This is a genomic window from Oerskovia sp. PE-21s (genome assembly GCF_056158145.1).
Map to the genome: position 1 here is coordinate 115,256 of NZ_JBUXJM010000001.1, position 23,381 is coordinate 138,636.

23 protein-coding genes are annotated in these 23,381 nt (G+C 72.4%); 16 read left to right on the forward strand and 7 right to left on the reverse strand.

All coding sequences use genetic code 11. The features are described 5' to 3' along the window. Nucleotides 1–85: 85 nt before the first annotated feature. Nucleotides 86–1,240 (forward strand): lactonase family protein, encoded by a 1,155-nt coding sequence (locus ACZDYF_RS00510; RefSeq protein WP_475051659.1) that lies wholly within the window; start codon nucleotides 86–88, stop codon nucleotides 1,238–1,240. Nucleotides 1,241–1,269: 29 nt separating this feature from the next. After that, nucleotides 1,270–2,505 (forward strand): D-inositol-3-phosphate glycosyltransferase, encoded by a 1,236-nt coding sequence (mshA, locus tag ACZDYF_RS00515; protein WP_475053147.1) that lies wholly within the window; start codon nucleotides 1,270–1,272, stop codon nucleotides 2,503–2,505. 46 nt (nucleotides 2,506–2,551) lie between these two features. Here the strand turns inward: mshA and ACZDYF_RS00520 are convergent, their stop codons facing one another. Further along, the gene (locus ACZDYF_RS00520; protein WP_475051661.1) at nucleotides 2,552–2,989 is read right to left on the reverse strand and encodes a nitroreductase family deazaflavin-dependent oxidoreductase; all 438 of its coding nucleotides are present in this window, start codon (nucleotides 2,987–2,989) and stop codon (nucleotides 2,552–2,554) included. A gap of 135 nt (nucleotides 2,990–3,124) precedes the next feature. Between ACZDYF_RS00520 and ACZDYF_RS00525 the strand changes: the two genes are divergently transcribed. Next, a complete protein-coding gene (locus tag ACZDYF_RS00525) occupies nucleotides 3,125–3,862 on the forward strand; it encodes a phosphoglyceromutase (protein WP_030144068.1) in 738 nt (245 codons plus the stop codon). Nucleotides 3,863–3,962: 100 nt separating this feature from the next. Here the strand turns inward: ACZDYF_RS00525 and phoU are convergent, their stop codons facing one another. Beyond that, the gene (phoU, locus tag ACZDYF_RS00530; protein ID WP_191789746.1) at nucleotides 3,963–4,631 is read right to left on the reverse strand and encodes a phosphate signaling complex protein PhoU; all 669 of its coding nucleotides are present in this window, start codon (nucleotides 4,629–4,631) and stop codon (nucleotides 3,963–3,965) included. 169 nt (nucleotides 4,632–4,800) lie between these two features. Between phoU and ACZDYF_RS00535 the strand changes: the two genes are divergently transcribed. After that, complete coding sequence (locus ACZDYF_RS00535) at nucleotides 4,801–6,249, forward strand: sensor histidine kinase (RefSeq protein ID WP_475051665.1); 1,449 nt, start codon at nucleotides 4,801–4,803, stop codon at nucleotides 6,247–6,249. Continuing rightward, on the forward strand, nucleotides 6,246–6,947 hold the full coding sequence (locus ACZDYF_RS00540) for a response regulator transcription factor (protein WP_191789560.1): 702 nt from the start codon (nucleotides 6,246–6,248) through the stop codon (nucleotides 6,945–6,947). Before ACZDYF_RS00535 ends, ACZDYF_RS00540 begins: the two co-directional genes overlap by 4 nt. 84 nt (nucleotides 6,948–7,031) lie before the next feature. On the opposite strand, the gene ACZDYF_RS00545 is transcribed toward ACZDYF_RS00540, so the two are convergent. Beyond that, the gene (locus tag ACZDYF_RS00545; protein ID WP_475051669.1) at nucleotides 7,032–8,915 is read right to left on the reverse strand and encodes a BCCT family transporter; all 1,884 of its coding nucleotides are present in this window, start codon (nucleotides 8,913–8,915) and stop codon (nucleotides 7,032–7,034) included. 326 nt (nucleotides 8,916–9,241) lie between these two features. Here ACZDYF_RS00545 and pstS point away from each other — a divergent pair, with 326 nt between their 5' ends. The 4 genes from pstS (at nucleotide 9,242) to pstB (ending at nucleotide 13,428) form a co-directional block, all read left to right on the forward strand. Beyond that, complete coding sequence (pstS, locus tag ACZDYF_RS00550) at nucleotides 9,242–10,378, forward strand: phosphate ABC transporter substrate-binding protein PstS (RefSeq protein ID WP_475051674.1); 1,137 nt, start codon at nucleotides 9,242–9,244, stop codon at nucleotides 10,376–10,378. Nucleotides 10,379–10,511: 133 nt separating this feature from the next. Beyond that, entirely contained in the window at nucleotides 10,512–11,495 is a 984-nt protein-coding gene (gene pstC, locus ACZDYF_RS00555) for a phosphate ABC transporter permease subunit PstC (protein WP_204809859.1), read from the forward strand. Further along, a complete protein-coding gene (pstA, locus tag ACZDYF_RS00560; protein WP_191789558.1) occupies nucleotides 11,495–12,583 on the forward strand; it encodes a phosphate ABC transporter permease PstA in 1,089 nt (362 codons plus the stop codon). The genes pstC and pstA overlap by 1 nt, the downstream gene beginning before the upstream one ends. Nucleotides 12,584–12,648: 65 nt before the next feature. Next, the gene (gene pstB / locus ACZDYF_RS00565) at nucleotides 12,649–13,428 is read left to right on the forward strand and encodes a phosphate ABC transporter ATP-binding protein PstB (protein ID WP_191789557.1); all 780 of its coding nucleotides are present in this window, start codon (nucleotides 12,649–12,651) and stop codon (nucleotides 13,426–13,428) included. Nucleotides 13,429–13,508: 80 nt separating this feature from the next. Here the strand turns inward: pstB and ACZDYF_RS00570 are convergent, their stop codons facing one another. Both ACZDYF_RS00570 and ACZDYF_RS00575 read right to left on the reverse strand, forming a co-directional pair. Continuing rightward, nucleotides 13,509–14,048: a septum formation family protein gene (locus ACZDYF_RS00570; protein WP_204809858.1), complete on the reverse strand. Its 540-nt coding sequence runs from the start codon at nucleotides 14,046–14,048 to the stop codon at nucleotides 13,509–13,511. A 222-nt stretch (nucleotides 14,049–14,270) separates the two neighbouring features. Next, nucleotides 14,271–14,756, reverse strand: coding sequence for a hypothetical protein (locus tag ACZDYF_RS00575; RefSeq protein WP_191789555.1), 486 nt, complete (start codon nucleotides 14,754–14,756; stop codon nucleotides 14,271–14,273). Between the two features lie 350 nt (nucleotides 14,757–15,106). Here ACZDYF_RS00575 and ACZDYF_RS00580 point away from each other — a divergent pair, with 350 nt between their 5' ends. The 3 genes from ACZDYF_RS00580 to ispF all read left to right on the forward strand — a co-directional run bounded on the left by ACZDYF_RS00580 (nucleotide 15,107) and on the right by ispF (nucleotide 16,992). Beyond that, nucleotides 15,107–15,589: a CarD family transcriptional regulator gene (locus tag ACZDYF_RS00580; protein ID WP_030144079.1), complete on the forward strand. Its 483-nt coding sequence runs from the start codon at nucleotides 15,107–15,109 to the stop codon at nucleotides 15,587–15,589. 171 nt (nucleotides 15,590–15,760) lie between these two features. After that, nucleotides 15,761–16,510 carry a 2-C-methyl-D-erythritol 4-phosphate cytidylyltransferase gene (gene ispD, locus ACZDYF_RS00585; RefSeq protein ID WP_191789554.1) on the forward strand — a complete coding sequence of 250 codons (750 nt, stop codon included), beginning with the start codon at nucleotides 15,761–15,763 and terminating at the stop codon, nucleotides 16,508–16,510. Continuing rightward, nucleotides 16,507–16,992: a 2-C-methyl-D-erythritol 2,4-cyclodiphosphate synthase gene (gene ispF, locus ACZDYF_RS00590; protein ID WP_475051687.1), complete on the forward strand. Its 486-nt coding sequence runs from the start codon at nucleotides 16,507–16,509 to the stop codon at nucleotides 16,990–16,992. Before ispD ends, ispF begins: the two co-directional genes overlap by 4 nt. Before the next feature lie 55 nt (nucleotides 16,993–17,047). Here the strand turns inward: ispF and ACZDYF_RS00595 are convergent, their stop codons facing one another. Then, entirely contained in the window at nucleotides 17,048–17,617 is a 570-nt protein-coding gene (locus ACZDYF_RS00595) for a hypothetical protein (protein WP_475051691.1), read from the reverse strand. A 212-nt stretch (nucleotides 17,618–17,829) separates the two neighbouring features. On the opposite strand from ACZDYF_RS00595, the gene ACZDYF_RS00600 reads away from it, so the two are divergent. Continuing rightward, a complete protein-coding gene (locus ACZDYF_RS00600) occupies nucleotides 17,830–18,504 on the forward strand; it encodes a TetR/AcrR family transcriptional regulator (RefSeq protein WP_475051696.1) in 675 nt (224 codons plus the stop codon). Nucleotides 18,505–18,509: 5 nt separating this feature from the next. Here the strand turns inward: ACZDYF_RS00600 and ACZDYF_RS00605 are convergent, their stop codons facing one another. After that, entirely contained in the window at nucleotides 18,510–19,913 is a 1,404-nt protein-coding gene (locus tag ACZDYF_RS00605; protein WP_475051702.1) for a D-arabinono-1,4-lactone oxidase, read from the reverse strand. Nucleotides 19,914–19,949: 36 nt separating this feature from the next. On the opposite strand from ACZDYF_RS00605, the gene ACZDYF_RS00610 reads away from it, so the two are divergent. The 3 genes from ACZDYF_RS00610 to cysS all read left to right on the forward strand — a co-directional run bounded on the left by ACZDYF_RS00610 (nucleotide 19,950) and on the right by cysS (nucleotide 23,305). After that, entirely contained in the window at nucleotides 19,950–21,278 is a 1,329-nt protein-coding gene (locus ACZDYF_RS00610; RefSeq protein ID WP_475051704.1) for an alanine racemase, read from the forward strand. A gap of 87 nt (nucleotides 21,279–21,365) precedes the next feature. After that, nucleotides 21,366–21,761: a PPOX class F420-dependent oxidoreductase gene (locus tag ACZDYF_RS00615; RefSeq protein ID WP_191789548.1), complete on the forward strand. Its 396-nt coding sequence runs from the start codon at nucleotides 21,366–21,368 to the stop codon at nucleotides 21,759–21,761. A 104-nt stretch (nucleotides 21,762–21,865) separates the two neighbouring features. Continuing rightward, nucleotides 21,866–23,305 carry a cysteine--tRNA ligase gene (gene cysS, locus ACZDYF_RS00620; protein ID WP_364074114.1) on the forward strand — a complete coding sequence of 480 codons (1,440 nt, stop codon included), beginning with the start codon at nucleotides 21,866–21,868 and terminating at the stop codon, nucleotides 23,303–23,305. The last annotated feature ends 76 nt before the right edge of the window (nucleotides 23,306–23,381 follow it).

The window sequence follows — 23,381 nt, forward strand, 5'->3', positions numbered from 1 at the left end:
CAGGGGCGTCCTGACCGGTTCTCCGCACCCCGGAGGGCTGGTCTGGACGCCCCTGACGTATGCCCGGTGCTACTAGGCTCTGGTCATGACTTCTACCTCGTCGCCCGTGGCCGCAGGTGCGGACTCGCGGACCCTCTGGCTCGGCACGTACCCCGACGGCGCGGAGCCCGGGAGCGGTGAGGGGATCTGGCGGCTGTCGGTCGACGGGTCGACGGGTGAGCTCGGGGAGCCGGTTCTCGCGGCCGTGACGCCGTCGCCCTCGTTCGTCGCGCTCGCCCCGGGCGGCACGCGCCTGTATGCGGTGTCGGAGACCGAGCCGGGTGCGGTCAGCGGCTTCGAGATCTCACCGGACGGGTCCCTCGCGCCGTCGGGCACGGTCCCGAGCGGGGGCACGTTCCCGTGCCACCTGGTCGCGACGGACGACGCCGTGCAGGTCGCGAACTACGGCGACGGCACGTTCGCGGTCCTCCCGCTCGACGCGTCAGGCGCGCTGACAACCCCGCTGCGCCTGGGGCACCGGGGGACCGGACCGGACACCGAGCGTCAGGAGGGGCCGCACGCCCACTTCGTGGCGGAGGTCGCGGGGGAGGCGGTCGTCGTGGACCTGGGTACGGACGAGCTGCGCGCGTACCCGCGTTCTGTCGCCGAGCTTCGCTCCCTCGCCGAGGGGCCCGACGGCGCAGGTCCGGCCCGGGTCGCCGCCACCTTCCCGGGTGGGGCAGGACCGCGGCACCTCGCGGTCCTCGACGGTCCTCGCGGCACACCCGCCGCGCTCTTCGTCGCGACCGAGCTCGACGCGCGCGTGTACGTCCTGGTCCCGGCGGGCGACGGAGCCTTCGAGGTGGCCTCGTCGGTCGAGGCCACGGCCGCCCCGCTTCCCGAGGGCGGTCGCAACTACCCGTCGCACGTCGCGCTGAGCGCGGACGGTACGCGACTGTTCGTCGCGATCCGTGGTGCGGACGTCCTGTCGACGTTCGCGGTCGCCCGTGCGGTCTCGGGGCCCGACGGCGCCGCTCCCGTCCTCGAGCACCTCGCCGACACCCCGCTCGGCGGTGCGTGGCCGCGTCACTTCGCGGTGCTGGCGCCTGCGGGCGAAGTCACCCCCGACGCCGACCTGGTCGTGGTGGCGAACCAGAACTCGTCGAACCTCACGGTCCTGCGGATCGAGCGGGCCGGAGGTGCGGGCACGCTCGTCGACGAGCTCGCGATCCCCGTCCCGGCCTGCGTCGTGGAGGCCTGAGCGTCGTGAAGGACTCGCCGCGCATCGCGATGCTCTCGGTGCACACCTCCCCGCTCGACCAGCCCGGCACGGGCGACGCGGGCGGCATGAACGTGTACATCACCGAGCTGTCGCGGGCGCTCGCGCGGCGCGGGGCGAAGGTCGAGATCTTCACGCGCGCGACGTCGTCGGCCCAGCCTCCCGTGGTCGAGGCCGAGGATGGCGTCCTGGTGCGCCACGTCGTCGCCGGTCCGTTCGAAGGGCTCGACAAGAACGACCTGCCCGGCCAGCTCTGCGCCTTCACAGCCGGGGTCCTGCGGGCCGAGGCACGGCGGGACGCGGGCTGGTACGACGTGGTGCACACGCACTACTGGCTCTCGGGCCAGGCGGGCTGGCTCGCGGCCGACCGGTGGGACGTGCCGCTCGTGAACTCGATGCACACCATGGCCCGCGTGAAGAACGCGGCCCTCGCCCCGGGGGACGCCCCGGAGCCGCTCGGGCGGATCATCGGCGAGGAGCAGGTCGTCGCCGAGGCGGACGCACTCGTGGCGAGCACGCCCGAGGAGTTCAAGGACCTCGTCGAGGAGTACGGGGCGGACCCGGCGAAGGTGCACGTCGTGCCGCCGGGTGTCGACCTGGAGCTGTTCTCGCCCCCCGCCGCGGGGCAGACCAAGGAGTCGCTGCGGGCTGCTCTCGGGCTGCCCACGACGGGCAGGCTCGTGCTGTTCGCGGGGCGCGTCCAGCCGCTCAAGGCTCCTGACGTGCTGGTCCGGGCGCTCGGCGTCCTCGCGGACCACGACGAACCGCTGCCGACGCTCGTGGTCCTCGGCGGTCCGAGCGGGCGCATGACGGCCGTGCGCGAGCTCGAGGCGCTGGCCTACCAGATGGGGGTCTCCGACCAGGTGATCGTGCGGCCTCCGGTGCCGCGCGACGAGCTCGTGCGCTACTACCGCGCGGCGGACCTCGTCGCGGTGCCGTCGCACAACGAGTCGTTCGGGCTGGTCGCGGCCGAGGCGCAGGCGTCCGGCACGCCCGTGGTCGCGGCGGCCGTGGGCGGCCTGCGGACGGTCGTCGAGGACGGCGTCTCCGGGATCCTGGTCCCCGACCACAACCCGTGGACCTGGTCGCGGACGCTGAGCGACCTTCTCGCCGACGACGCGCGCCGTGCGGAGCTCGCCTCGGGGGCCCGGCGGGTGAGCGAACGCTACGGCTGGGACGCGACGGCAGAGGCCATGCTCGCGGTGTACGAGCAGGCGGCCGAGGTGCGGGCGCGCAGGCCGCGCTGAGCAGGGCGACGGTGCTGGGCCCGGCCCCGGCCTGGTCGGCCTGCGGTCAGTCCCGCCGCTCCAGCACGAACACCGGGATCTCGCGGTCGGTGCGTTCCTGGTAGCTCGCGTAGTCGGGGTAGGCCGCGACGGCGCGCTCCCACCACAGGGCCTTCTCCTCGCCCGTGACCTCGCGGGCCGTGTAGTCGTGGCGCTCGGGCCCGTCCTGGAGCTCGACGTGCGGGTTCGCGACGATGTTGTGGTACCAGACGGGGTGCTGCGGGGCCCCTCCGAGCGAGGCGACGACGGCGTAGTCGCCGTCGTGCTCGACGCGCATGAGCGGTGTCTTGCGGATCTTGCCGCTCTTCGCGCCGAGGGTCCACAGGATCACGACGGGCATGCCGCGCAGCGTCGTGCCCTTCGTCCCTCCTGACGACTCGTACAGCTCGGCCTGCTTGCGTGCCCAGTCGCTCGTGCTGGGTGCGTACTCTCCGGTGATCGGCATACCTGGTGCAACGCGTGGCGCGCGTCACCATTCCCGGGCCGCGTGCCGACGAGAGATTCCCGTTCCGTAGATGTTCGGTGACCATTTCCCGGGACAGCGCGGTCGCCGGGTCCCTCGTGCGGCAGGATGGTCACCATGACCTACACCCTCGTGCTGCTCCGCCACGGCGAGAGCGAATGGAATGCCAAGAACCTGTTCACCGGCTGGGTGGACGTCGCGCTCTCGGAGAAGGGCGTCGAGGAGGCGAAGCGCGGCGGGAGCCTGCTGACGGACGCGGGGGTGCTCCCGGACGTCGTGCACACGTCGCTGCTGCGTCGCGCGATCACCACGGCGAACCTCGCCCTGGACTCCGCGGATCGTCACTGGATCCCCGTGAAGCGCTCGTGGCGTCTCAACGAGCGCCACTACGGTGCGCTCCAGGGCAAGGACAAGAAGCAGACGCTCGCCGAGTTCGGCGAGGAGCAGTTCATGCTGTGGCGTCGTTCGTACGACGTGCCGCCGCCCGCGATCGAGCTGGGCTCGGAGTTCTCGCAGGACACGGACCCGCGCTACGCGGACGCCCCGGTCGTGCAGACCGAGTGCCTCAAGGACGTGCTCGAGCGCGCCCTTCCCTACTGGGAGGGTGAGGTCGTCCCCGACCTCAAGGCCGGCAAGACGGTCCTCGTCGCCGCGCACGGCAACTCGCTGCGCGCGATCATCAAGCACCTCGACGGCATCTCGGACGAGGACATCGCGGGCCTCAACGTGCCCACGGGCATCCCGCTCGTCTACGAGCTGGACGAGAACCTGGTCCCCGTCGTCAAGGGTGGCAAGTACCTCGACCCGGCTGCTGCGGCGGACGCGATCGCCGCGGTCGCGAACCAGGGTCGCTGATCGTCCCGTCGCTCTGACGCGAACGCCCGACGGCGCCGCTCCCCTCGCGAGGGGAGCGGCGCCGTCGGGCGTTGGTGGAGCGGGAGGGCTCGCGGGACGGCTACGCGCGCATGGCCTGGCCGCGACCGTCCACGAAGTCACCCGTGACGAGGAACGTCACGCGCTTGGCGATCGACACCCCGTGGTCGCCGAACCGCTCGTAGTAGCGACCCACGAGGGTCACGTCGATCGTCTCCTGGGCGGTGCCGGTCCAGTCCGGTCCCAGGAGCGCGGCGAACGTGTCCTGGTGGAGGTGGTCCAGCAGGTCGTCGTCGCGCTCGACGTTGGCCGCGACCGTCAGGTCCCGCGTCGTGAGCAGCGTCGTGGTGCGGCGCGCGACCCGGGTCGCGGCGTCGTGCATCTGGGAGAACGTCCCCTCCAGCAGGGGGTGGATCGCGTGCGCCGGGTAGCGGCCCCGTGCGACCTGGGCGACGTGCCGGGCGAGGTCGCCCATGCGCTCCAGGGTCGCGCTCATGCGCAGGGCGCTCACGACGACGCGCAGGTCCGTCGCGACGGGCTGCTGCTGCGCGAGCAGCAGCACGCACCGCTCGTCGAGCTCACGCTCCAGGGCGTCGATCGCGTGGTCCGACGCGATGACGGACTGCGCGAGCTGGAGGTCCGCGGTGAGCAGCGCCGTCCCGGCTCGACTGATGGCCGACTCGACCAGCCGACTCATCTCGGCGAGGTCGTCGCCGACCTGCTTGAGCTCGGCCTCGAAGATTTCCCGCATCGCTTCCCTTTCCTGGTGACCAGCAGAGTCCACCATGACAGGCGCGGTGAACGGGAAGGTGAACGGCCAGGTGAACGGCTGGACGACGCCGCGTGAACTCTTGGACACGCGTCGTGCGAACCGCCCCGCGTGGTCGGGCGGCCTCATGGGTCGACCGTACGCTGGTGAGGTGGAAGGAATCCAGGAGGGCGTCGGGTTGCTCGTCGCAGGGGTCATCGGGCTCCTCGTCGGCGTCTTCGCGACGCTCGCGTTCCGGTTCAGCGAGCGGACCCTGCGGCGCATGCCGGACGAGGAGGCACCCGAGCTCGACGAGGGGCTGGTCCGTGTCCTCGCGGTGCTGCGCTCCGCTGCCGTGGTGCTCGACGCCGAGGGCGAGGTCGTGCGGGCGAGCCCGCCGGCGTACGCGCTGGGCGTGGTCCGCGGTGACGCGATCGTGCACACCCCGATCCTCGACATGATCGAGGAGGTCCAGCGCGACGGCGTGATCCGCGACGAGGAGCTCGAGCTCCCGCGCGGACCGGTCGGGCGGGGCATGGTCATGCTGCAGGTCCGGGTCGCCCAGGTCGGCCCCCACCACATCCTGGTCCTCGCCGAGGACCGGACCGAGGCGCGTCGCGTCGACGCGATCCGCCGCGACTTCGTGGTCAACGTGTCGCACGAGCTCAAGACACCCGTGGGCGCGCTCGCCCTGCTGGCCGAGACGGTGCAGGACGCCGCGGACGACCCGGTCGCGGTCCGCCGCTTCACGGGCCGCATGCAGCAGGAGGCCACGCGCCTGTCCGCCCTGGTCCAGGAGATCATCGAGCTCTCGCGGCTGCAGGTGGCCGGAGCCCTCCAGGCCGTCACGACCGTGCCGGTGCGCGGTGTCGTGGAGGAGGCGGTCGACCGGGCACGCACCACCGCGCAGGGCAAGGGCATCGTGCTGACCGTCGGCGGCGACCTCGACGCCGTGGTCTACGGGGACCACGCGCTGCTCGTGACCGCGGTGCGCAACCTGCTCGACAACGCGGTCGCCTACTCGGGCGAGAACACCCGTGTCGGGGTCGGCGTGAGCGTGGTCGGCGACCTCGTCGAGATCGCGGTCGTGGACCAGGGCATCGGCATCTCCGAGGGGCAGCAGCAGCGCGTGTTCGAGCGCTTCTACCGCGTGGACCCCGCGCGCTCGCGCGACACGGGCGGGACGGGCCTCGGGCTCAGCATCGTCAAGCACATCGCGGCCGACCACGGCGGCGAGGTGACCATGTGGTCCGAGCCGGGTCGGGGCTCGACGTTCACGCTGCGCATCCCGGCGGCGAACCTGACCGCCGAGGGGTTCGAGAGCAGCGCGGACCCCTCCGGCGACGGCGCGGCCGAGTCCTCCGACGCCTCCGACCCCTCCGACCCCTCCGACGTGGCCGCGACGACGACCTCGGGCGACTCGGGCGACTCGGGCGGCTCGGGCGGCTCGGGCGACGACCAGGCCGCCCAGGCCGCCCTGCTCGACCCAGGCGCCGCAGCCGACGCAGCCGACGCCCCCACCGATCCCCCGCAGTCCGGCCGGACGCCCACCCGGGCGCAGGCCTCCCAGACAGCTCCCCATCAGGGCACGTCCCCCAGAACCAAGGAGGTGGGTGCGTGACGCGCATCCTGGTCGTCGAGGACGAGGAGTCGTACCGCGACCCTCTGACCTATCAGCTGGCCCGCGAGGGCTTCGACGTCGTCGAGGCGGCGACGGGGCCCGAGGCCCTGGCCGCGTACGACGCCGGGGGAGCGGACCTGGTGCTCCTCGACCTCATGCTTCCTGGCCTGAGCGGCACGGAGGTGTGCCGGGAGCTGCGACAGCGCGGCAACGTGCCCGTCATCATGCTCACGGCCAAGGACTCGGAGATCGACAAGGTCGTGGGCCTCGAGCTCGGGGCCGACGACTACGTGACCAAGCCCTACTCGTTCCGCGAGCTCCTCGCGCGGGTGCGTGCGGTGCTGCGGCGCCAGGGCGGCGCCGAGTCCCCTGCCGAACCCGAGGTCGACGGGGCGCTCGAGGTCGGGCCCGTGCGGATGGACGTCGACCGGCACGTCGTCACGGTGCACGGCGAGCTCGTGTCGTTCCCGCTCAAGGAGTTCGAGCTGCTCGAGCTCCTGCTGCGCAACGCCGGACGCGTGCTCACGCGCGGACAGCTCATCGACCGGGTCTGGGGCGCCGACTACGTGGGCGACACCAAGACGCTCGACGTGCACGTCAAGCGCATCCGCTCCAAGATCGAGCCCGACCCCGCGACCCCGCGGTACCTGCTGACGGTCCGCGGCCTGGGCTACAAGGTGGCCGACGGCGCCGCGTAGGCCGGGTGCGCGGGTCGCCTCACCAGGGGCGCCCCCGTGCTGCGTGCTCGGCCGGCCCGTGACCGCGTGCGGCGCGCGCCCTCGTCAGGCGGGCGGCTGCCCGCCGGGCGGTGCGTCCTTGTCCGCGCGGCGCCGGGGCCGTCCGATGAGCGCGGCTCGCCGCTCGGCAGGCGACCTCTGAGGCTTCGCGGGCTTGGGCGGCTTGCGCCCGTCGCTGCCGTACAGCTCGTCCCACTGCTCGGAGATGGACTCGGTGACGCGGCGCGTGACGTGCTGGGTGAGGGCCAGCCGGGCCTGTGCCCGTTCGGCGCGCAGGATCGCGCTGTGCTCCTCGCGCAGCGCGATCACGGTGGACAGAGCCATCCCGATCATGACGACCGAGAACGGCAGGGCGATGAGGATCGCAGCCGTCTGCAGCGCGGTGAGCCCACCCGAGATCAGGAGGGCGATCGAGAGGAGGCCGGACAGGACGGCCCACAGGATGCGGTTCCAGACCGCGGGGTGCGGGTCGCCACCCGAGGTCAGCATCCCCACGACGAACGAGCCCGAGTCGGCGGACGTCACGAAGAACACCCCGATGAGCACGATCGCGAGCACCGTGAGGACCGGGCCTCCCGGCAGGTCGCCCAGGAGCTGGAAGAGCACGGTGTCGGTGTCGACGCTCCCGTCGGCGCCTATGAGCCCGCCGTCTCCGAAGATCTGCCGGTACAGCGCGGAGCCGCCGAAGACCGAGAACCACAGGAACGTCACGAGCGTGGGGACCAGGAGCGTGCCCATGACGAACTCACGGATGGTGCGGCCTCGGGAGATGCGCGCGATGAAGACGCCCACGAACGGCGCCCAGGAGATCCACCAGCCCCAGTAGAAGATGGTCCACGACGACTGCCACTCGAGTCCCGCGTCGCCCTGGAAGGCCGTGGTGTCGAACGTGAGGCGGATGACGTTCTGCAGGTAGTACCCCATGGACTGCACGTAGTCGCGCAGGAGGAACAGGGTGGGTCCGACGACGAGCACGGTGAGGGCGAGGACGCCCGCGAGGACCATGTTCCCGTTGGAGAGCCACTTCATGCCGCGCCCCAGGCCCGAGGCGACCGAGAGGGTCGCGACGGCCGTGATCCCGATGATGAGCCCGATCTGGAGTCCGAGGCCCGGCTCGGCGACGTCCAGGAAGCCGAGCCCGGCCCCGATCTGCAGCACACCGAAGCCCAGCGAGGTCGCGACGCCGAACACGGTGCCGAGCACCGCGACCACGTCGACCACGTCGCCCAGGCGGCCCTTGACCCGGTCGCCGAGCAGGGGTTCGAGGGCCCACCGGATCGAGACGGGCCGCCCCTTGCGGTGGATCGCGTAGGCGAGAGCGAGGCCCGCGACGACGTAGATCGCCCAGGCGTGCACGCCCCAGTGGAGGTAGCTCTGCCCCATCGCGGCCTGCGCGAGCGCCGCCGGGTCGCCCGTGACGCCGGGCTTGGGCGACGCGAAGTGCGTCAGCGGCTCGGCCGCTCCCCAGTACACGAGCCCGATCCCCATGCCGGTCGCGAACAGCATCGCGAACCACACGGGCAGCCGGAACAGCGGGGTCTCGTCGTCCTTGCCGAGCACGATGTCGCCGAAGCGGCTCAGCCCCATCCACAGCGCGAAGATGACGAACGCGGCCACGATCAGCACGTAGTACCAGCCGAACGCTCCGATGACGTCGGCCTGGAGCGTGCTCAGGACAGCGGTGGTCCCGTCGGTGAAGACCATCGCGAGGAGCACGAAGAGCAGGATGAGCCCCGCGGCGGGGTAGAAGACACGGGGGTACATGCGTCCGGGCGGGGCAGGCAGGGCCGCCGTGCCCGACGCCGTCGCGTCCTCGGGCGGGGGGACGGTGCCGTCGGCGGCCCCGGCCTGGTCTGCGACCGGGGTCGCCGCCCGTTCCTCCGGCTCGCCCTCGGCCGGGTACGGACGGCTCGTGCCGTCGTCTGTCACAGGGGGTCCTCCTGACGTCCGTCGTGGTGCGGTCGTCGATCGACCTCGGATCACCGGGCCGTGGGTGACGGCAGGGTGACCTGTTCTCACCAGACTTCCCGACCCGTCCGGGCTGGGCAACCGGTGGGGCCCGTGGTGAGCGTGTTCTCGCTCACCGGGCCCTCGTCGGGCGCGCCGGCCCGGCTCTGTCCACAGGCCGCAAGAGTCTGTGCACTGTTCATCCGTCGTTCACCCGGAGCACCGGAGCGCGTCACCCGGGCTGCTTAGCGTCGTTGTTGTCACCGGCGCTCGCTGGTGCCTCCGCGTTGACAGGATGGAAGAAGAGAGTGAAGCTCAGCCGATTCACCCGCGCAGGTTCCGCAGCAGCCATCGGCGTGCTCGCGTTGACGTTGGCAGCGTGCGGCTCGAACAGCACCGACTCCGGTGGTGGCGCTGCCACCGACGGCGCAGAGAACGGCTCGACCGAGGACCTCACGGGAACGCTTGCCGGCGCGGGCGCCTCGTCGCAGGAGAAGGCCGTGGCCGGCTGGATCGCCGGCTTCGGCGACATCGCCCCCGGCGTGACCCTCAGCTACGACGCGGTGGGCTCCGGCGGTGGCCGCGAGCAGTTCCTCTCCGGCGCGACGCAGTTCGCCGGCTCCGACGCCGCCCTCAAGGACGACGAGCTCGCGACCGCGACCGACCGCTGCTTCGGCGGCGAGGCCATCGAGGTGCCGCTGTACATCAGCCCCATCGCCGTGATCTACAACCTGCCCGGCCTCGACGCCGAGCACCTCAACCTCTCGGCCGAGACCCTCGCGAAGATCTTCAACCGCGAGATCACGACCTGGAACGACCCGGCCATCGCCGCGGAGAACGAGGGCGTCACGCTCCCCGGCACCGCGATCATCCCCGTCAACCGCTCGGACGAGTCGGGCACGACGGAGAACTTCACCGAGTACCTCGCGGATGCCTCGAACGGCGCCTGGCCGCACGAGGCCAGCGGTGACTGGCCGCTGTCTGGCGGACAGTCCGGCCAGGGCACCCAGGGCGTCGTCGACACGGTCACGGGCGCCGAGGGTGCCATCGGGTACGCCGACGCCTCGCGCGCAGGCGACCTGGGCACCGCCGCGATCAAGGTCGGCGAGGAGTACGTGCCGTTCTCGCCCGAGGCCGCGGCCAAGGTCGTCGACGCCTCGCCGCGCGCCGCGGACGCGACCGACAAGCGCCTGGTCGTCGAGATCGACCGCACCACGACCGAGGCCGGCGCCTACCCGCTGGTCCTCATCTCCTACTCGATCGCGTGCGACACCTACGACAAGGCGGAGGACGCCGCCAACGTCAAGGCGTACCTGACCTACGTCGCCAGCGAGGAGGGCCAGGCTCGCGCCGCCGAGGCGTCCGTCGCCGGCTCCGCCCCGATCTCGGACGCGCTGCGCACCGAGGTCCAGGCAGCGCTCGACTCGATCAGCGTCAAGAGCTGACCGAACAGCTGAACACGGTCACTCACCCAGGGGCGGGTCACGTCGAGGCACTGCGCCCGACGCGGCCCGCCACGGGTGCGTGACCACCGCAAGCCCGTCCCACCACCGCCGCACCTCAGTCATCGGAGCATCAGTGGCCGTCACCTCTCCTCCCTCCACCCGAGCAGGGCTCGGGTCCGAACCCACGGTCCCCGTGACCAAGGGCGGCCTGGCGGGCCGCCTGTTCGCGGGCCTGTCGACGGGCGCCGGGATCCTCATCCTGCTCGTCCTCGCCGCGGTGGCCGTGTTCCTCGTCATCGAGGCGTGGCCGGCCCTGACGGCAAGCCCTGAGGAGCTCCAGGAGATCTCCTGGTTCAAGGCGGACTCGCTGCTCGCCTACATCGGCCCGCTGGTGTTCGGCACGCTCCTGGCCTCGATCCTGGCGCTGCTGATCGCCGTGCCGGTCTCGGTGGGCATCGCGCTGTTCATCTCGCACTACGCGCCGCGGCGCCTGGCGCAAGGCCTCGGCTACCTGATCGACCTCCTCGCGGCCATCCCGAGCGTCGTGTACGGCCTGTGGGGCGCGCTGTGGCTGCTCCCGATCCTCAACCCGTTCTTCACGTGGCTGAGCGGCACGCTCGGTTTCGTCCCCTTGTTCGAGGGCTACCAGGCCCCCGCGAAGAACATCATGTCGGCCTCGATCGTCCTGGCCGTCATGATCCTGCCGATCATCACGGCGGTCTCGCGCGAGGTGTTCCTCCAGACCCCGGTCCTGCACGAGGAGGCCTCGCTCGCGCTGGGCGCGACGCGCTGGGAGATGGTGCGCATGGCGGTCCTGCCGTTCGGCCGCTCGGGCGTGATCAGCGCGTCGATGCTGGGCCTCGGCCGCGCGCTCGGCGAGACCATGGCCGTGCTCATGGTCATCTCGCCCGGGTTCCTCTACTCGCTGTTCCTGCTCAAGCCGGGGCAGCAGCAGACGATCGCCGCGAACATCGCCTCGAAGTTCCCTGAGGCGAGCGGCCTCGCGGTGAGCACCCTCATCGCGACGGGGCTCGCGCTGTTCGTCATCACGTTCGTCGTCAACATGATCGCGCGCTGGATCATCGCGCGCCGCAAGGACTTCTCGGGAGCGAACTGATGACGGCCACCGACCTCACCCCCACCACGCCCGCCGCCCCCGACGGCTCGGGCTCCCTCCAGCTCGTCCCGACGCAGAAGCGCCTGCCCCGCTGGGCCCCCTGGGCCTTCGCCCTGGGTGGTGTCCTCGTCGCGTTCGCGATCCTCGCGGTGGCCGGGAAGCCGACCGTCGCGGGGGTGCTGGGCCTCGGCGCGGTGCTCTACGCCGTCGGGCTGACGGTGACCTCGCGGTTCGTCGAGGGCGCCCGTTGGGCGACCGACCGCCTCGCGACCACGCTCGTGACGTTCGCGTTCCTGCTCGCCCTGATCCCGCTCGTCTCGCTCCTGTGGATCGTGGTCACGCGCGGAGCCAAGCTCTTCGGGGCGACGTTCCTGTCGACCGACATGGTCGGCGTCTACGGCGACATGACGAGCGGCGGGATCTGGCACGCGATCGTCGGCACGCTCCTCATCACGGGGGCCGCGACGCTCATCTCGGTGCCGATCGGCCTGCTCACCGCGATCTACCTCGTCGAGTACGGGCGCGGCGCCCTCGCCCGCTGGATCACGTTCCTCGTGGACGTCATGACGGGCATCCCGTCGATCGTCGCGGGCCTGTTCGCCTTCTCGCTGTTCACGCTCGTCTTCGGCCCCGCGTACCGGGCCGGGATCATGGGCGCGGTCGCGCTGTCGCTGCTCATGACCCCGGTCGTGATCCGCTCGGTCGAGGAGATGCTGCGCCTGGTCCCCAACGAGCTGCGCGAGGCGTCGCTCGCGCTGGGCGTGCCCAAGTGGCTGACGATCGTCAAGGTCGTGCTGCGCACGTCGATCGCCGGCATCGTCACGGGCGTCATGCTCTCGATCGCCCGCGTGATCGGTGAGACCGCACCCCTGCTGCTCACGGTCGGCCTCATCACACAGGTCAACTGGGACCTGTTCGACGGACGTATGGCGACCCTCCCGGTCTTCGCCTACCGCCAGTACGAGCAGGGCGGCGTCGGGATCGACCGGGCCTGGGCCGCGGCCCTGACCCTGATCCTCATCGTCATGCTGCTCAACCTGATCGCCCGGCTCATCAGCCGCCTGTTCTCGCCCAAGACCGCTCGCTGAGCCGAGCCCACCAGCCCGGCCGGGCAGCGCACCCCGCGCGACCGGCCGCCGGAAGGAAGCACATCATGTCGAAGCGAATCGACGTCTCCGACCTCAACGTCTACTACGGCGACTTCCTCGCCGTGGAAGGCGTGACCATGGCGATCGAGCCGCGCTCGGTCACGGCGCTGATCGGCCCGTCGGGCTGCGGCAAGTCGACGTTCCTGCGCACGCTCAACCGCATGCACGAGGTCATCCCGGGCGCACACGTCCAGGGCAAGGCCGTCATGGACGGCCAGGACCTCTACGCGCCCGACGTCGACCCGGTCGCCGTCCGTCGCCAGGTGGGCATGGTCTTCCAGCGGCCCAACCCGTTCCCGACCATGTCGATCAAGGAGAACGTCCTCGCGGGCGTGCGCCTCAACAACAAGCGCATCTCCAAGTCCGACGCCGAGGAGCTGGTCGAGACCTCGCTCCAGGGCGCGAACCTGTGGAACGAGGTCAAGGACCGCCTCGACCGCCCCGGGTCGGGCCTGTCCGGCGGGCAGCAGCAGCGCCTGTGCATCGCGCGCGCGATCGCGGTGCGCCCGCAGGTGCTCCTCATGGACGAGCCGTGCTCGGCGCTCGACCCGATCTCGACGCTCGCGATCGAGGACCTCATGGCCGAGCTCAAGGACGAGTACACGATCGTGATCGTCACGCACAACATGCAGCAGGCAGCCCGCGTGAGCGACCGCACGGCGTTCTTCAACATCGCGGGCACGGGCAAGCCGGGCCGGCTGATCGAGATGGGGGACACGGCGACGATGTTCTCGTCGCCGTCGGAGCAGGCCACGGAGGACTACATCTCGGGCCGCTTCGGGTGACCTGACCACGACGAAGAACGACGCACGACGGCGAGGCTCCCTCCAGGAGGGGGCCTCGCCGTCGGACGTCACGGGGAGTGCTAGACGGCAGCGCCCTCGAGCGTGCCCGTCACGGTGTCCTCGACCGGACCCACGAAGCACTGGATCGTGCGGTCGTCCGCCATGTCCCAGCTCTCCTGCGAGGGGAACATGGCCCAGAAGTCGAGCGTCGACTCCTCGTAGCTGAGGCCGACGAACTCCTCGAAGACCGAGTAGCAGTGCTCCATGCCGGTGTCGGAGACGGCCTGGTCGCCGGGGAACTCGCCGGCCGGGAGCTCGTGCTCGGCGTAGACCTCGCCCGTGTGGGGGTCGGCGCACGGCACGACGGGGAGCGACTCGTACTCGACGGTCTCCTCCGTCTCCGCGGGGGCGGACTCGTTGATGCAGTCGCCGAGCTGGAGCGAGAAGACGTCGGCGTCGGACGCCGCGGTGACCTCACCGCCCGGCTCGTCGCGCTGGGCCTCGGACGGGCCGGTGATCGAGTCGATGATCGCGCCGCACCCGGAGAGCAGGAGAGCGGAGGTCAGGAGGCCTGCGGCGACCGCGACGGTGCGGACGGAGCGAGGACGGGCTGTTGCCATGGAAGGCCGCTTCTACGAAGGGGAGGCCACGTCGGCCGATCCCGATGACCGGGATGTTACTGGCAGTAGCCGACAGTCGTCGTCGTGTACGGCGTGCACGGCGCACGGGTCCTGGAAGCACGACGGCGAGGCTCCCTCCTGGAGGGAGCCTCGCCGTCGGGCACGGCTCGTCGTCCCTCGCAGCGCCGGTGCCGGCAGGGGGGACGAACCGTCAGCCGCCGATCAGGGCAGGTAGTCCTTGTACTCCTCGAGGGCGCCGTTGACGACCGGGACCTGAGCGGTCTCGGACTCGCCCGTGCTCGCGGTGACCGTGACGGAGATCGTCGCACCGGGCGCGGCGTCGATGTTCCCGAACTGCGCCTCGAAGCCGTCGTCGACGCTGAAGTAGACCGTCTCGCCGGCCTCGAGGGGGACGTCGACCGGGTCGGTGCCCTCGGGGGCGATGGTGATCTCCACGGGCTCGTCGGAGTCGTTCGCGGCGCCGCCCAGCAGCGTCCCCGGCTCGCCCTCGGCCTCCGAGACGATGAGCAGGTTCAGGGCCCGGACCTCGTCGGTCAGGTTGACGCGGATGCCGTCGGACGGCGAGTAGGCGATGTCCGTCGTGATGGGTGAGCAGGCCGACACGGCGACGGCGCTCGCCACGATCACGGGGATCGCGAGCATGAGCGACCGGCGCGGCGTGGTCGGGCGGGACGGGGTGCGGGTCACGTGCGCTCCAATGTGCTGCGGTCAGTCTCGGTGGGCCCAGGAGGCGTTGCCGGGCGGGCTCGTGCGCCGCCGGCGCCCCCCGGGCGCAGATGACCACAGCCTAGTCGCTCGCCGGGGGATCCGGCTCGGCGGTCTGCGGAGGGTCTCTCGAGGGCGGCAGGGGCCCCGCTCGCGCGCTGCGGGCGGTCCGCAGGCAGGGCGGGCGGTAGGTATTCGTGCCGGGCTGCTGGCCGGACCGTGGCGTGACCAGGAAAAACGCTGGCACGGTGCGCCTGCGGGCCGGGGCAGGGGCTCGGAACGGAGGTACCCCCCGTGGTAAGATCGACCTCCGCGAAAGGGGACATCTGCAGATGACGTTCACAGTAGGCGAGACCGTTGTCTACCCACATCACGGTGCCGCAAAGATCGAAGAGATCAAGACCCGCACCATCCGCGGGGAGGACAAGATCTACCTGAAGCTCAAGGTGGCTCAGGGCGACCTGACGATCGAGGTCCCGGCGGACAACGTCGACCTGGTGGGCGTCCGCGACGTCGTCGGCCAGGAAGGCCTCGACAAGGTCTTCGAAGTTCTTCGCGCACCATACACCGAAGAGCCGACCAACTGGTCGCGCCGCTACAAGGCCAACCTCGAGAAGCTGGCCTCGGGCGACGTGATCAAGGTGGCGGAGGTCGTCCGCGACCTCTCCCGGCGTGACGCGGACCGCGGCCTCTCGGCCGGGGAGAAGCGCATGCTGGCGAAGGCTCGACAGATCCTGGTCTCGGAGCTGGCCCTGGCCGAGCACACCGAGGAGGACAAGGCCGAGGCCATCCTCGACGAGGTCCTGGCTTCCTGAGCAGAGCCTCACCCACGCACCACCGACGACGCACGGACCTACCCGGTCCGTGCGTCGTCGTCGTTCACGGACGCCCCGCGCGAGGGTGCGCGAGAGCGGCTCGGCGCGACCGGTCGTCTCGTCAGCGGGCCGAGGACGGTCCGCAGGCCGAGATCGTCTACCGTGATCGGTGTGACGACCCTCGCCATCCTGACCGCCGCCGGATCCGGCACCCGCCTCGGTTTCGACCTTCCCAAGGCTCTCGTCCCGCTGCGCGGCCTCCCGCTCGTCCTGCACGCGGCCCGGCGCCTGACCGCCTCGGGAGTGGTCGACGCTCTCGTCGTCACGGCACCGAACGGGCTCGTCTCGGTCATGTCGGACGTCCTGGAGCACGACCCGCACGTGAGCGTGCCCGTGGTCGTCGTCGCCGGCGGGACCACACGCCAGTCCTCGGTCGCGGCCGGGCTGACGCGGGCACGCGCGGACATCGACACGGTCGTGGTGCACGATGCCGCGCGCCCCCTCGCGCCGGCCGCGATGATCCGTCGGGTCGTCGAGACCGTCAAGGCCGGCCACCAGGCCGTCATCCCCGGGCTCCCCGTGATGGACACCGTCAAGATCCTGGCCCCGCGCGGCCCGGTGGAGGACGGCCGCGGCGCGCTGCCCGCAGGGGTCGAGCGGGTCGCCTCGACCCCGGCCCGGACGCTGCTGCGCGCGGTCCAGACCCCCCAGGCGTTCGACCGGGCGCTCCTGGTGCGCGCGCACTCCGCAGGCGCCGCGCGCGCCCGTACGGAGGCCACGGCGGCGACGGACGACGCCTCGCTCGTCGAGGCCCTCGGGGAGGACGTGTTCGTGGTCGACGGCGACGAGCTCGCGATGAAGGTCACGACCGCGCGCGACTTCTACTACATCGAGAAGCTGCTGACGGAGGACGGGCGATGAACCTCCCGCGGACGGGCATCGGGACCGACGTCCACGCGTATGCCCCTGTGGGCGAGGAACGCGACCTCTGGCTGGCGGGACTCCGCTGGCCCGGAGAACGGGGCCTGGCAGGCCACTCGGACGCCGACGTGGCCGCGCACGCGGCCGCCGACGCCCTCTTCTCCGCAGCAGGGCTCGGGGACCTCGGCTCGAACTTCGGCACGAGCGCCCCCGAGTGGTCCGGAGCCAGCGGTGCGTCGTTGCTCGCCGAGGCCGCCCGACGGGTGCGCGCGGCGGGGTACGAGATCGGCAACGTGGCCGTCCAGGTCGTCGGCAACCGGCCCCGGCTCGGGCCGCGCCGTGCCGAGGGCGAGGCGGCGCTGAGTGCTGCCGCAGGCGCCCCCGTGACCCTCACGGCGACCACGACGGACGGGCTGGGGCTGACGGGGCGCGGTGAGGGCGTCGCGGCGCTCGCGACCGCCCTGGTCGTGCGCGCCGACTGACCGACCGACCAGCCGGCCCACCCGTCCCGGCCGCACCGGGGGGCGGACCGGGACATCAGCCCGCGGGCGTGACGACCAGGCTGTCGGTGACCGCGCGGGCCTGGGCCGCGCCCTCGGCGTCGCCCGTCGCGTAGGTCTCGGTGACGTAGACGAACGCCGACCCTGCGGGCGTCGGGACCTCGACGACCGTCTCGACCTGGGTCACGGGGATGCCGTCGACCGTGCGCGTGGCCCCGAGCCGGTAGGCGGGCAGACCCACGACCGTGACCGGGCCCGGCTGGGTCGGGTCCATCTGCACGTCGTCGGACGTCTGGAGGGCTTCGGCCGCCTCGGCGGTCCGGTCGGCGAGCGTCGCGGTGCCGGGCTCGCTCGACGTGACGACGACGTTGGCCGTGAAGCCGGGGTCCCCGAAGGGGGTCGTCGACCGGACGACGAGCGGGGCGCTCTGTCCGGCGCGGTCCCAGGTCTCGGGGGTCGTCACGCTCGCGCCCACCGCGCTGTCGGGGACCTCGAAGGTCTGGGCGGTCGGGGCGGCGGGGGGAGCGCTCGTCCCGCACGCGGTGAGCAGTGCGCCCACCGTGGCGACGACCACGGCGACGGCGAGCGGGCGGCTCGGGTGGTGCACGGGGATCCTCTCGGCGACGGTCGGGCCCCTTCAGGGCCCCGGTCACAGCCTGCCACGTCCCGTCCACCAGCTGGACGCGAGGTGGCCGGGGAAACGTCCCCCACGTGCGAAAATACGACATTGAAGGCATGGTGGACAGCGACGACGACGGCGCGTTCCTGCACCGTCGTGCTGCCGCTGCGTGGTCATGAGGGAGGTCGACGATGAACCGCATGTCGATCGAGGAACGTCGGGCGCAGATCGTCGACGCCGCGATGTCCATCGCCGTCCGGGACGGCGTCGAGGCTGTGACGGTCCGAGGCGTCGCGGCCGAGGCCGGGATCTCGTTGGGCACGGTGCACTACTGCTTCGAGGACAAGGACGCGATGCTCCGCGCCATGGGGCACAGCCTCGCGGTCGTCGCCTCGGAACCGGTCCGCATGGCGATGGACCCCACGAAGGACCTGTACGAGATCGCCCACGCGGCGGCCGACGGGCTGTGGGAGGGCCTGACACCGCGACGGCACATGCGCCTGCTGACGTTCGAGTTCGCGACCGCGGGCTCGCGCAACCGCGCGCTGCGCCCCGTGGCGAAGGCGCACCTCGAGCAGACCTGGGCCATGACGCAGGGCATCCTCGACCAGCTCTCGCGGATCGCGGGGATCACCTACTCGATCGACACGCCCTTCCTGTCGCGCATCGTCGCGGGCTACATCGACGGCATCGAGATCGCCTGGCTCGTCCAGCAGGACGACGACGCCGCGATCCGCAGCTTCCACGCGCTCGCGGACTACGTCCTGTCGCTCGTGGTGCACCCCGACGGGGCGGCTCCCCGCGCACGACCGGTCGCTGGGCCTGACGCACCGCCCGACGCAGGGCCCGACGCCGCCGCTCCCGCCGCGCGGTAGGCGCCTCAGCGCGGCCCGAAGACCTGGTCCGTGTACGGGTTGGCGAAGACGCCCGCAGGGTCGGCCTGCGCGCGGACCCGACGGAAGTCCTCGAAGCGCGGGTAGCGCTCGGCGAGGTCCGCGGCGCCGAGCGTGTGGAGCTTGCCCCAGTGCGGCCGACCGCCGACGCCCGCGACGATCTTCTCGACGCCCTCGAAGTAGCGCTCGTGCGGGAGCCGTGCGTACTGGTGGACCGCGACGTAGGCGCTGTCGCGGCCGTTGGCCGTGGAGAGCCACACGTCGTCGGCGGCCGCGAAGCGGACCTCGACCGGGAACGGGACGTTCTCGCCCGACGCCCGGACCCAGGCGTCGATCTCCTCGAGCACGTTCACGAGCTCGGCACGCGGCACCGCGTACTCCATCTCGCGGAAGCGCACGCGGCGCGGCGACACGAACACCTCGTGCGAGGGCGCGACGTACGTGCGCGGGGCGAGCGCTCGCGCCGACAGGGCGTTGATCCGCGGGGTCGCCCGGGGCGCCACGGTCGCCACGCGGTTGACGACCTCGAACAGCCCGTTGGACAGCAGCTCCTCGTCGACCCACGAGCGGGCGCGCGTCACGGCGCCGGGCCGCTCGCCGCGGGCCGTGCGCAGGACGGCAGCGGCCTCGTCGTCGGGGGCGAGGCGGTCGTTGCGCTTGGTGAGCGCGCGGCGCGTGTGCGGGAACCAGTAGAACTCGAAGTGGTCGTGCGCGTTCTCGAGGCCCTCGGCGTCCGTCCCGCCGCCGCGCCCGCCCGACGCCGTGCTGAGCTCCTCGAGGACCCGGTCGAGCGGCCAGGGCTCCTCCTGGGCGCGCAAGTGGAACGCGGGCACCACGTCGAGCGTCACCGCGGCCAGCACGCCCGTACTGCCGAGGCCCAGGCGGCTCGCCTCGAACAGGTCGGGGTCCTGCTCGGGCGTCGCCTCGGTCACCGAGCCGTCGGCACCGACCACGCGCACGCCGCGCACCTGCGTCGCGAGCCCGCCGAGCGAGGCGCCCGTGCCGTGCGTGCCGGTCGAGATCGCGCCCGCGACCGACTGCCGGTCGATGTCCCCGAGGTTGCGCATCGCGAGGCCCGCGGACGCGAGCACCGCGTTGAGGCGGTGCAGGCGGATGCCGGCCCCGACGGTCACGCGCGCGCCGGTATCGGTCCGGGTCACGTCCTCGACGGTCCCGAGCGCGTCGAGGTTCACGAGCACGCCGTCCGTCACGGCGGCGCCCGTGAACGAGTGCCCCGCGCCGACGGCCCGTACCCGGTGGCCGTCGGCCGCGGCTCGTCGCACGACCTCGGAGAGCTCGTCGGTGTCGCGCGGGGCGGCACGGTGCAGGGGAACGGCGGTCTGGTTTCGCGCCCAGTTCGTCCATGAACCGGGAGCCTGCTGGCTCGTCACACCACGCACTGTCTCACGAGGGGTAGGTTTCTTTCCATGACGACGACGCCCGTGCAGCGCAGCGCGCAGGACCCGTCCACCCCGTCCTGGTCCCGGGGGCGGTTGAGCCCCGGGGGACAGGGAGCGCACGACGCGTCGGCCGCGGCCGAGGGCCGTACGCTCGGCGACCGGCTGTCGGCCGCGACCGAGCGCGTCCCGGGCCCCGTCGCGGTCGTCGACCTCGACGTGTTCGACGCCAACGCGCGCGACCTCCTGGCCCGTGCGGGCGGCGTGCCCGTGCGGCTCGCGTCCAAGTCGGTGCGCGTGCGCTCGCTCGTCCGGCGCGCGGGCGAGCTGGGCTTCGCGGGGATCATGGCGTACTCGCTCGCGGAGGCCCTGTGGCTCGTCGAGGAGGGCGCGCGCGACGTCCTGGTCGCGTACCCGACGGTCGACCGACGGGCGCTCGCCGAGCTCGCCGCGGACCCGGCGGCACGCCGCGAGATCACCCTCATGGTCGACGACGTCGCGCAGGTCGCGCTCGTCGCTGCCGCGCTCGCGGGTCACCACCCGGGCGAGGACCGCGGCGGGGCGCCGGACGGGCCGCCCGTCCTGCTCTGCCTCGACGTCGACGCGTCGCTGCGCCTGGGCATCGGTCCGTTCACCGTCCACCTCGGGACCCGCCGCTCGCCCGTCCACACGGCCGCCGAGGCGCGGGCCCTCGCGCGGGTCGTCGCCGACACCCCCGGCCTGCGCGTGCGTGGCCTGATGTTCTACGAGGCGCAGGTCGCGGGCCTGCCCGACACGAGCCCCGCGGTACGGCTCGTCAAGAAGGCCTCGGTCGCGGACCTGGCCACGCGCCGGGCCGATGTGCTCGCGGCCGTGAGCGACGCCGTCGGGTACGAGCTGGACCTCGTGAACTCGGGCGGCACCGGGTCGCTCGAGACGTCCGCCTCGGACCCGGTCGTGACCGAGGTGACCTCTGGCTCGGGGCTGTACGTCCCCGGGCTGTTCGACGGCTACCGGTCGTTCGCCCCGCACCCGTCCGCGTACTTCGGGCTCGACGTGGTGCGCGTGCCCGCGCCCGGCTACGCGACCGCGTTCGCGGGCGGCTACGTGGCCTCGGGCCCCGCCGGGGCGCTGCGCGTGCCACGTGTCGTCGAGCCCGGGTGGCGGCTCACGTCCTCGGAGGGCGTGGGCGAGGTCCAGACCCCGCTGCGGGCCACGCGCGGGGCCGAGCGACGGCTCGCCGTCGGCGACCGGGTCTGGTTCCGGCACGCCAAGGCCGGCGAGCTCATGGAGCGCTTCGACCGCGTGCACCTCGTGCGCGGCGACCAGGTGGTCGAGGAGGTCCCCACCTACCGGGGCGAGGGCAGGAACTTCGGCTAGCGGCGCCGTCGGGCACGGTGCGTGTCCAGGTGGTGAGAAGTCCGGTGTTTCGGGAATAGGCGGGCGGGCCGGGCGATTGAGCACGTCATGACGAGCCTTCCCGACGCCGCCAAGGCGCTCCTCGACGCCCCCGAGTTCGCGACCGTGGCCACGATCGAGGCCGACGGCAGCCCGCAGACCTCGGTCGTGTGGGTCGCGCGCGACGGCGACGACGTCCTCTTCTCGACGATCCACGGCCGCCGCAAGACCGACAACCTGCAGCGCGACCCGCGCCTGAGCGTGCTCGTCTACCCCCGCGACGCGCCCTACCGGTACCTCGAGGTCCGCGGCGAGGCCGCGATCGAGGAAGACCCGTCCGCCTCGCTCATCCACGCCCTCGCCCAGAAGTACACGGGAGCCGAGCGCTACACCGGCGACGACGGCACCGACAACCGCCGCGTGGTCGTGCGCGTGCGCCCGACGAAGGTCCACTGGCGCGACTGACAGGGCTGCGCGACCCGCTCCGTCGGGTGAGGACGCGCACCCGGACGCCGCCCACGGGAGGGCGGGTTCTGCCGGGAGGGGTGTGCCCCGGTAACCTTGCGGGCGTGAGCCTTCGACTGTTCGACACCGCGACGCGGGACGTGCGCGCCTTCATCCCTCAGACCCAGGGTGAGGTCGGCATCTACCTGTGCGGGGCGACGGTCCAGTCGGCGCCGCACATCGGGCACATGCGCTCGGCCGTGGCCTTCGACGTGCTCGTACGCTGGCTGCGCCGCACGGGCTCGCGCGTGACCCTCATCCGCAACGTCACCGACATCGACGACAAGATCCTCGCCAAGTCCGCCGACGCCGGCGAGCCCTGGTGGGCGTGGGCCGCGACCTACGAGCGCGAGTTCACCGCGGCCTACGACGCCCTGGGCGTCGCGCCGCCCACCTACGAGCCGCGCGCCACGGGGCACGTCACGGACATGGTCGAGCTCATGCAGCGGCTCGTCGACTCCGGTCACGCCTACACGACCGGACCCGGCGACGTGTGGTTCGACGTGCGCTCGTGGGCCGACTACGGCTCGCTCACCAACCAGCGGCTCGAGGACCTCACGCCGGCTCCCGCGGACTCGGCCGAGGAGTCCCTCAAGCGCGACCCCCGCGACTTCGCGCTCTGGAAGGCCCCCAAGCCCGGTGAGCCGGCCACGGCCTCGTGGGACACCCCGTTCGGGCGCGGACGCCCCGGCTGGCACCTCGAGTGCTCGGCCATGGCCCACCGCTACCTCGGCAGCACGTTCGACATCCACGGCGGTGGCCTCGACCTGCGGTTCCCGCACCACGAGAACGAGCAGGCCCAGTCCCGTGCCGCCGGCGACGGGTTCGCCCAGTACTGGCTCCACTCCGCGTGGGTCACGCAGGGCGGCGCCAAGATGAGCAAGTCCCTCGGCAACGGGCTGCTCGTGCGCGAGGTGCTCAGCACGACCACCCCGGCCGTGCTGCGCTACGCGCTCGCCGCGGTCCAGTACCGCTCGATGCTCGAGTGGACCCAGGACACCGTGACCGAGGCCGAGGCCACGTGGGAGCGGCTCAGCGGGTTCGTGCAGCGGGCGGGCGAGCGCGTCGGGACGATCGACGCGGCCGACGTGCGCCAGGCCGAGCTCCCGGCGGCCTTCGTGTCCGCGATGGACGACGACCTCAACGTGCCCGCGGCCCTCGCGGTCGTGCACGAGCACCTGCGCGCCGGGAACTCGGCGCTCGCCGACCGCTCGCCGGCCGCGGACGCCGTCGCGCGGCACCACCTCGTCGCCCTCCGGGCGATGCTCGACGTCCTGGGGCTCGACCCCGCGGGCGAGCAGTGGGCCGACGCCGGGGACACCCGGTACCGGCAGGCGCTCGACGCAGTCGTCACCGCCGAGCTCGACGCCCGCGCGCAGGCACGGGCCGCGCGCGACTTCGCCACCTCCGACGCGATCCGGGACCGCCTCGCGGTCGCCGGGGTCGTCGTCGAGGACTCCAGCGACGGGGCCCGCTGGTCCCTCGCTGCACGCCAGGGCACCTGACCCGGAACCCTGGCCCCACGGCAGGACGGGCCCACCCGGGCCCAGGGTCCGCCACCACAACTTCACTCGCACACAT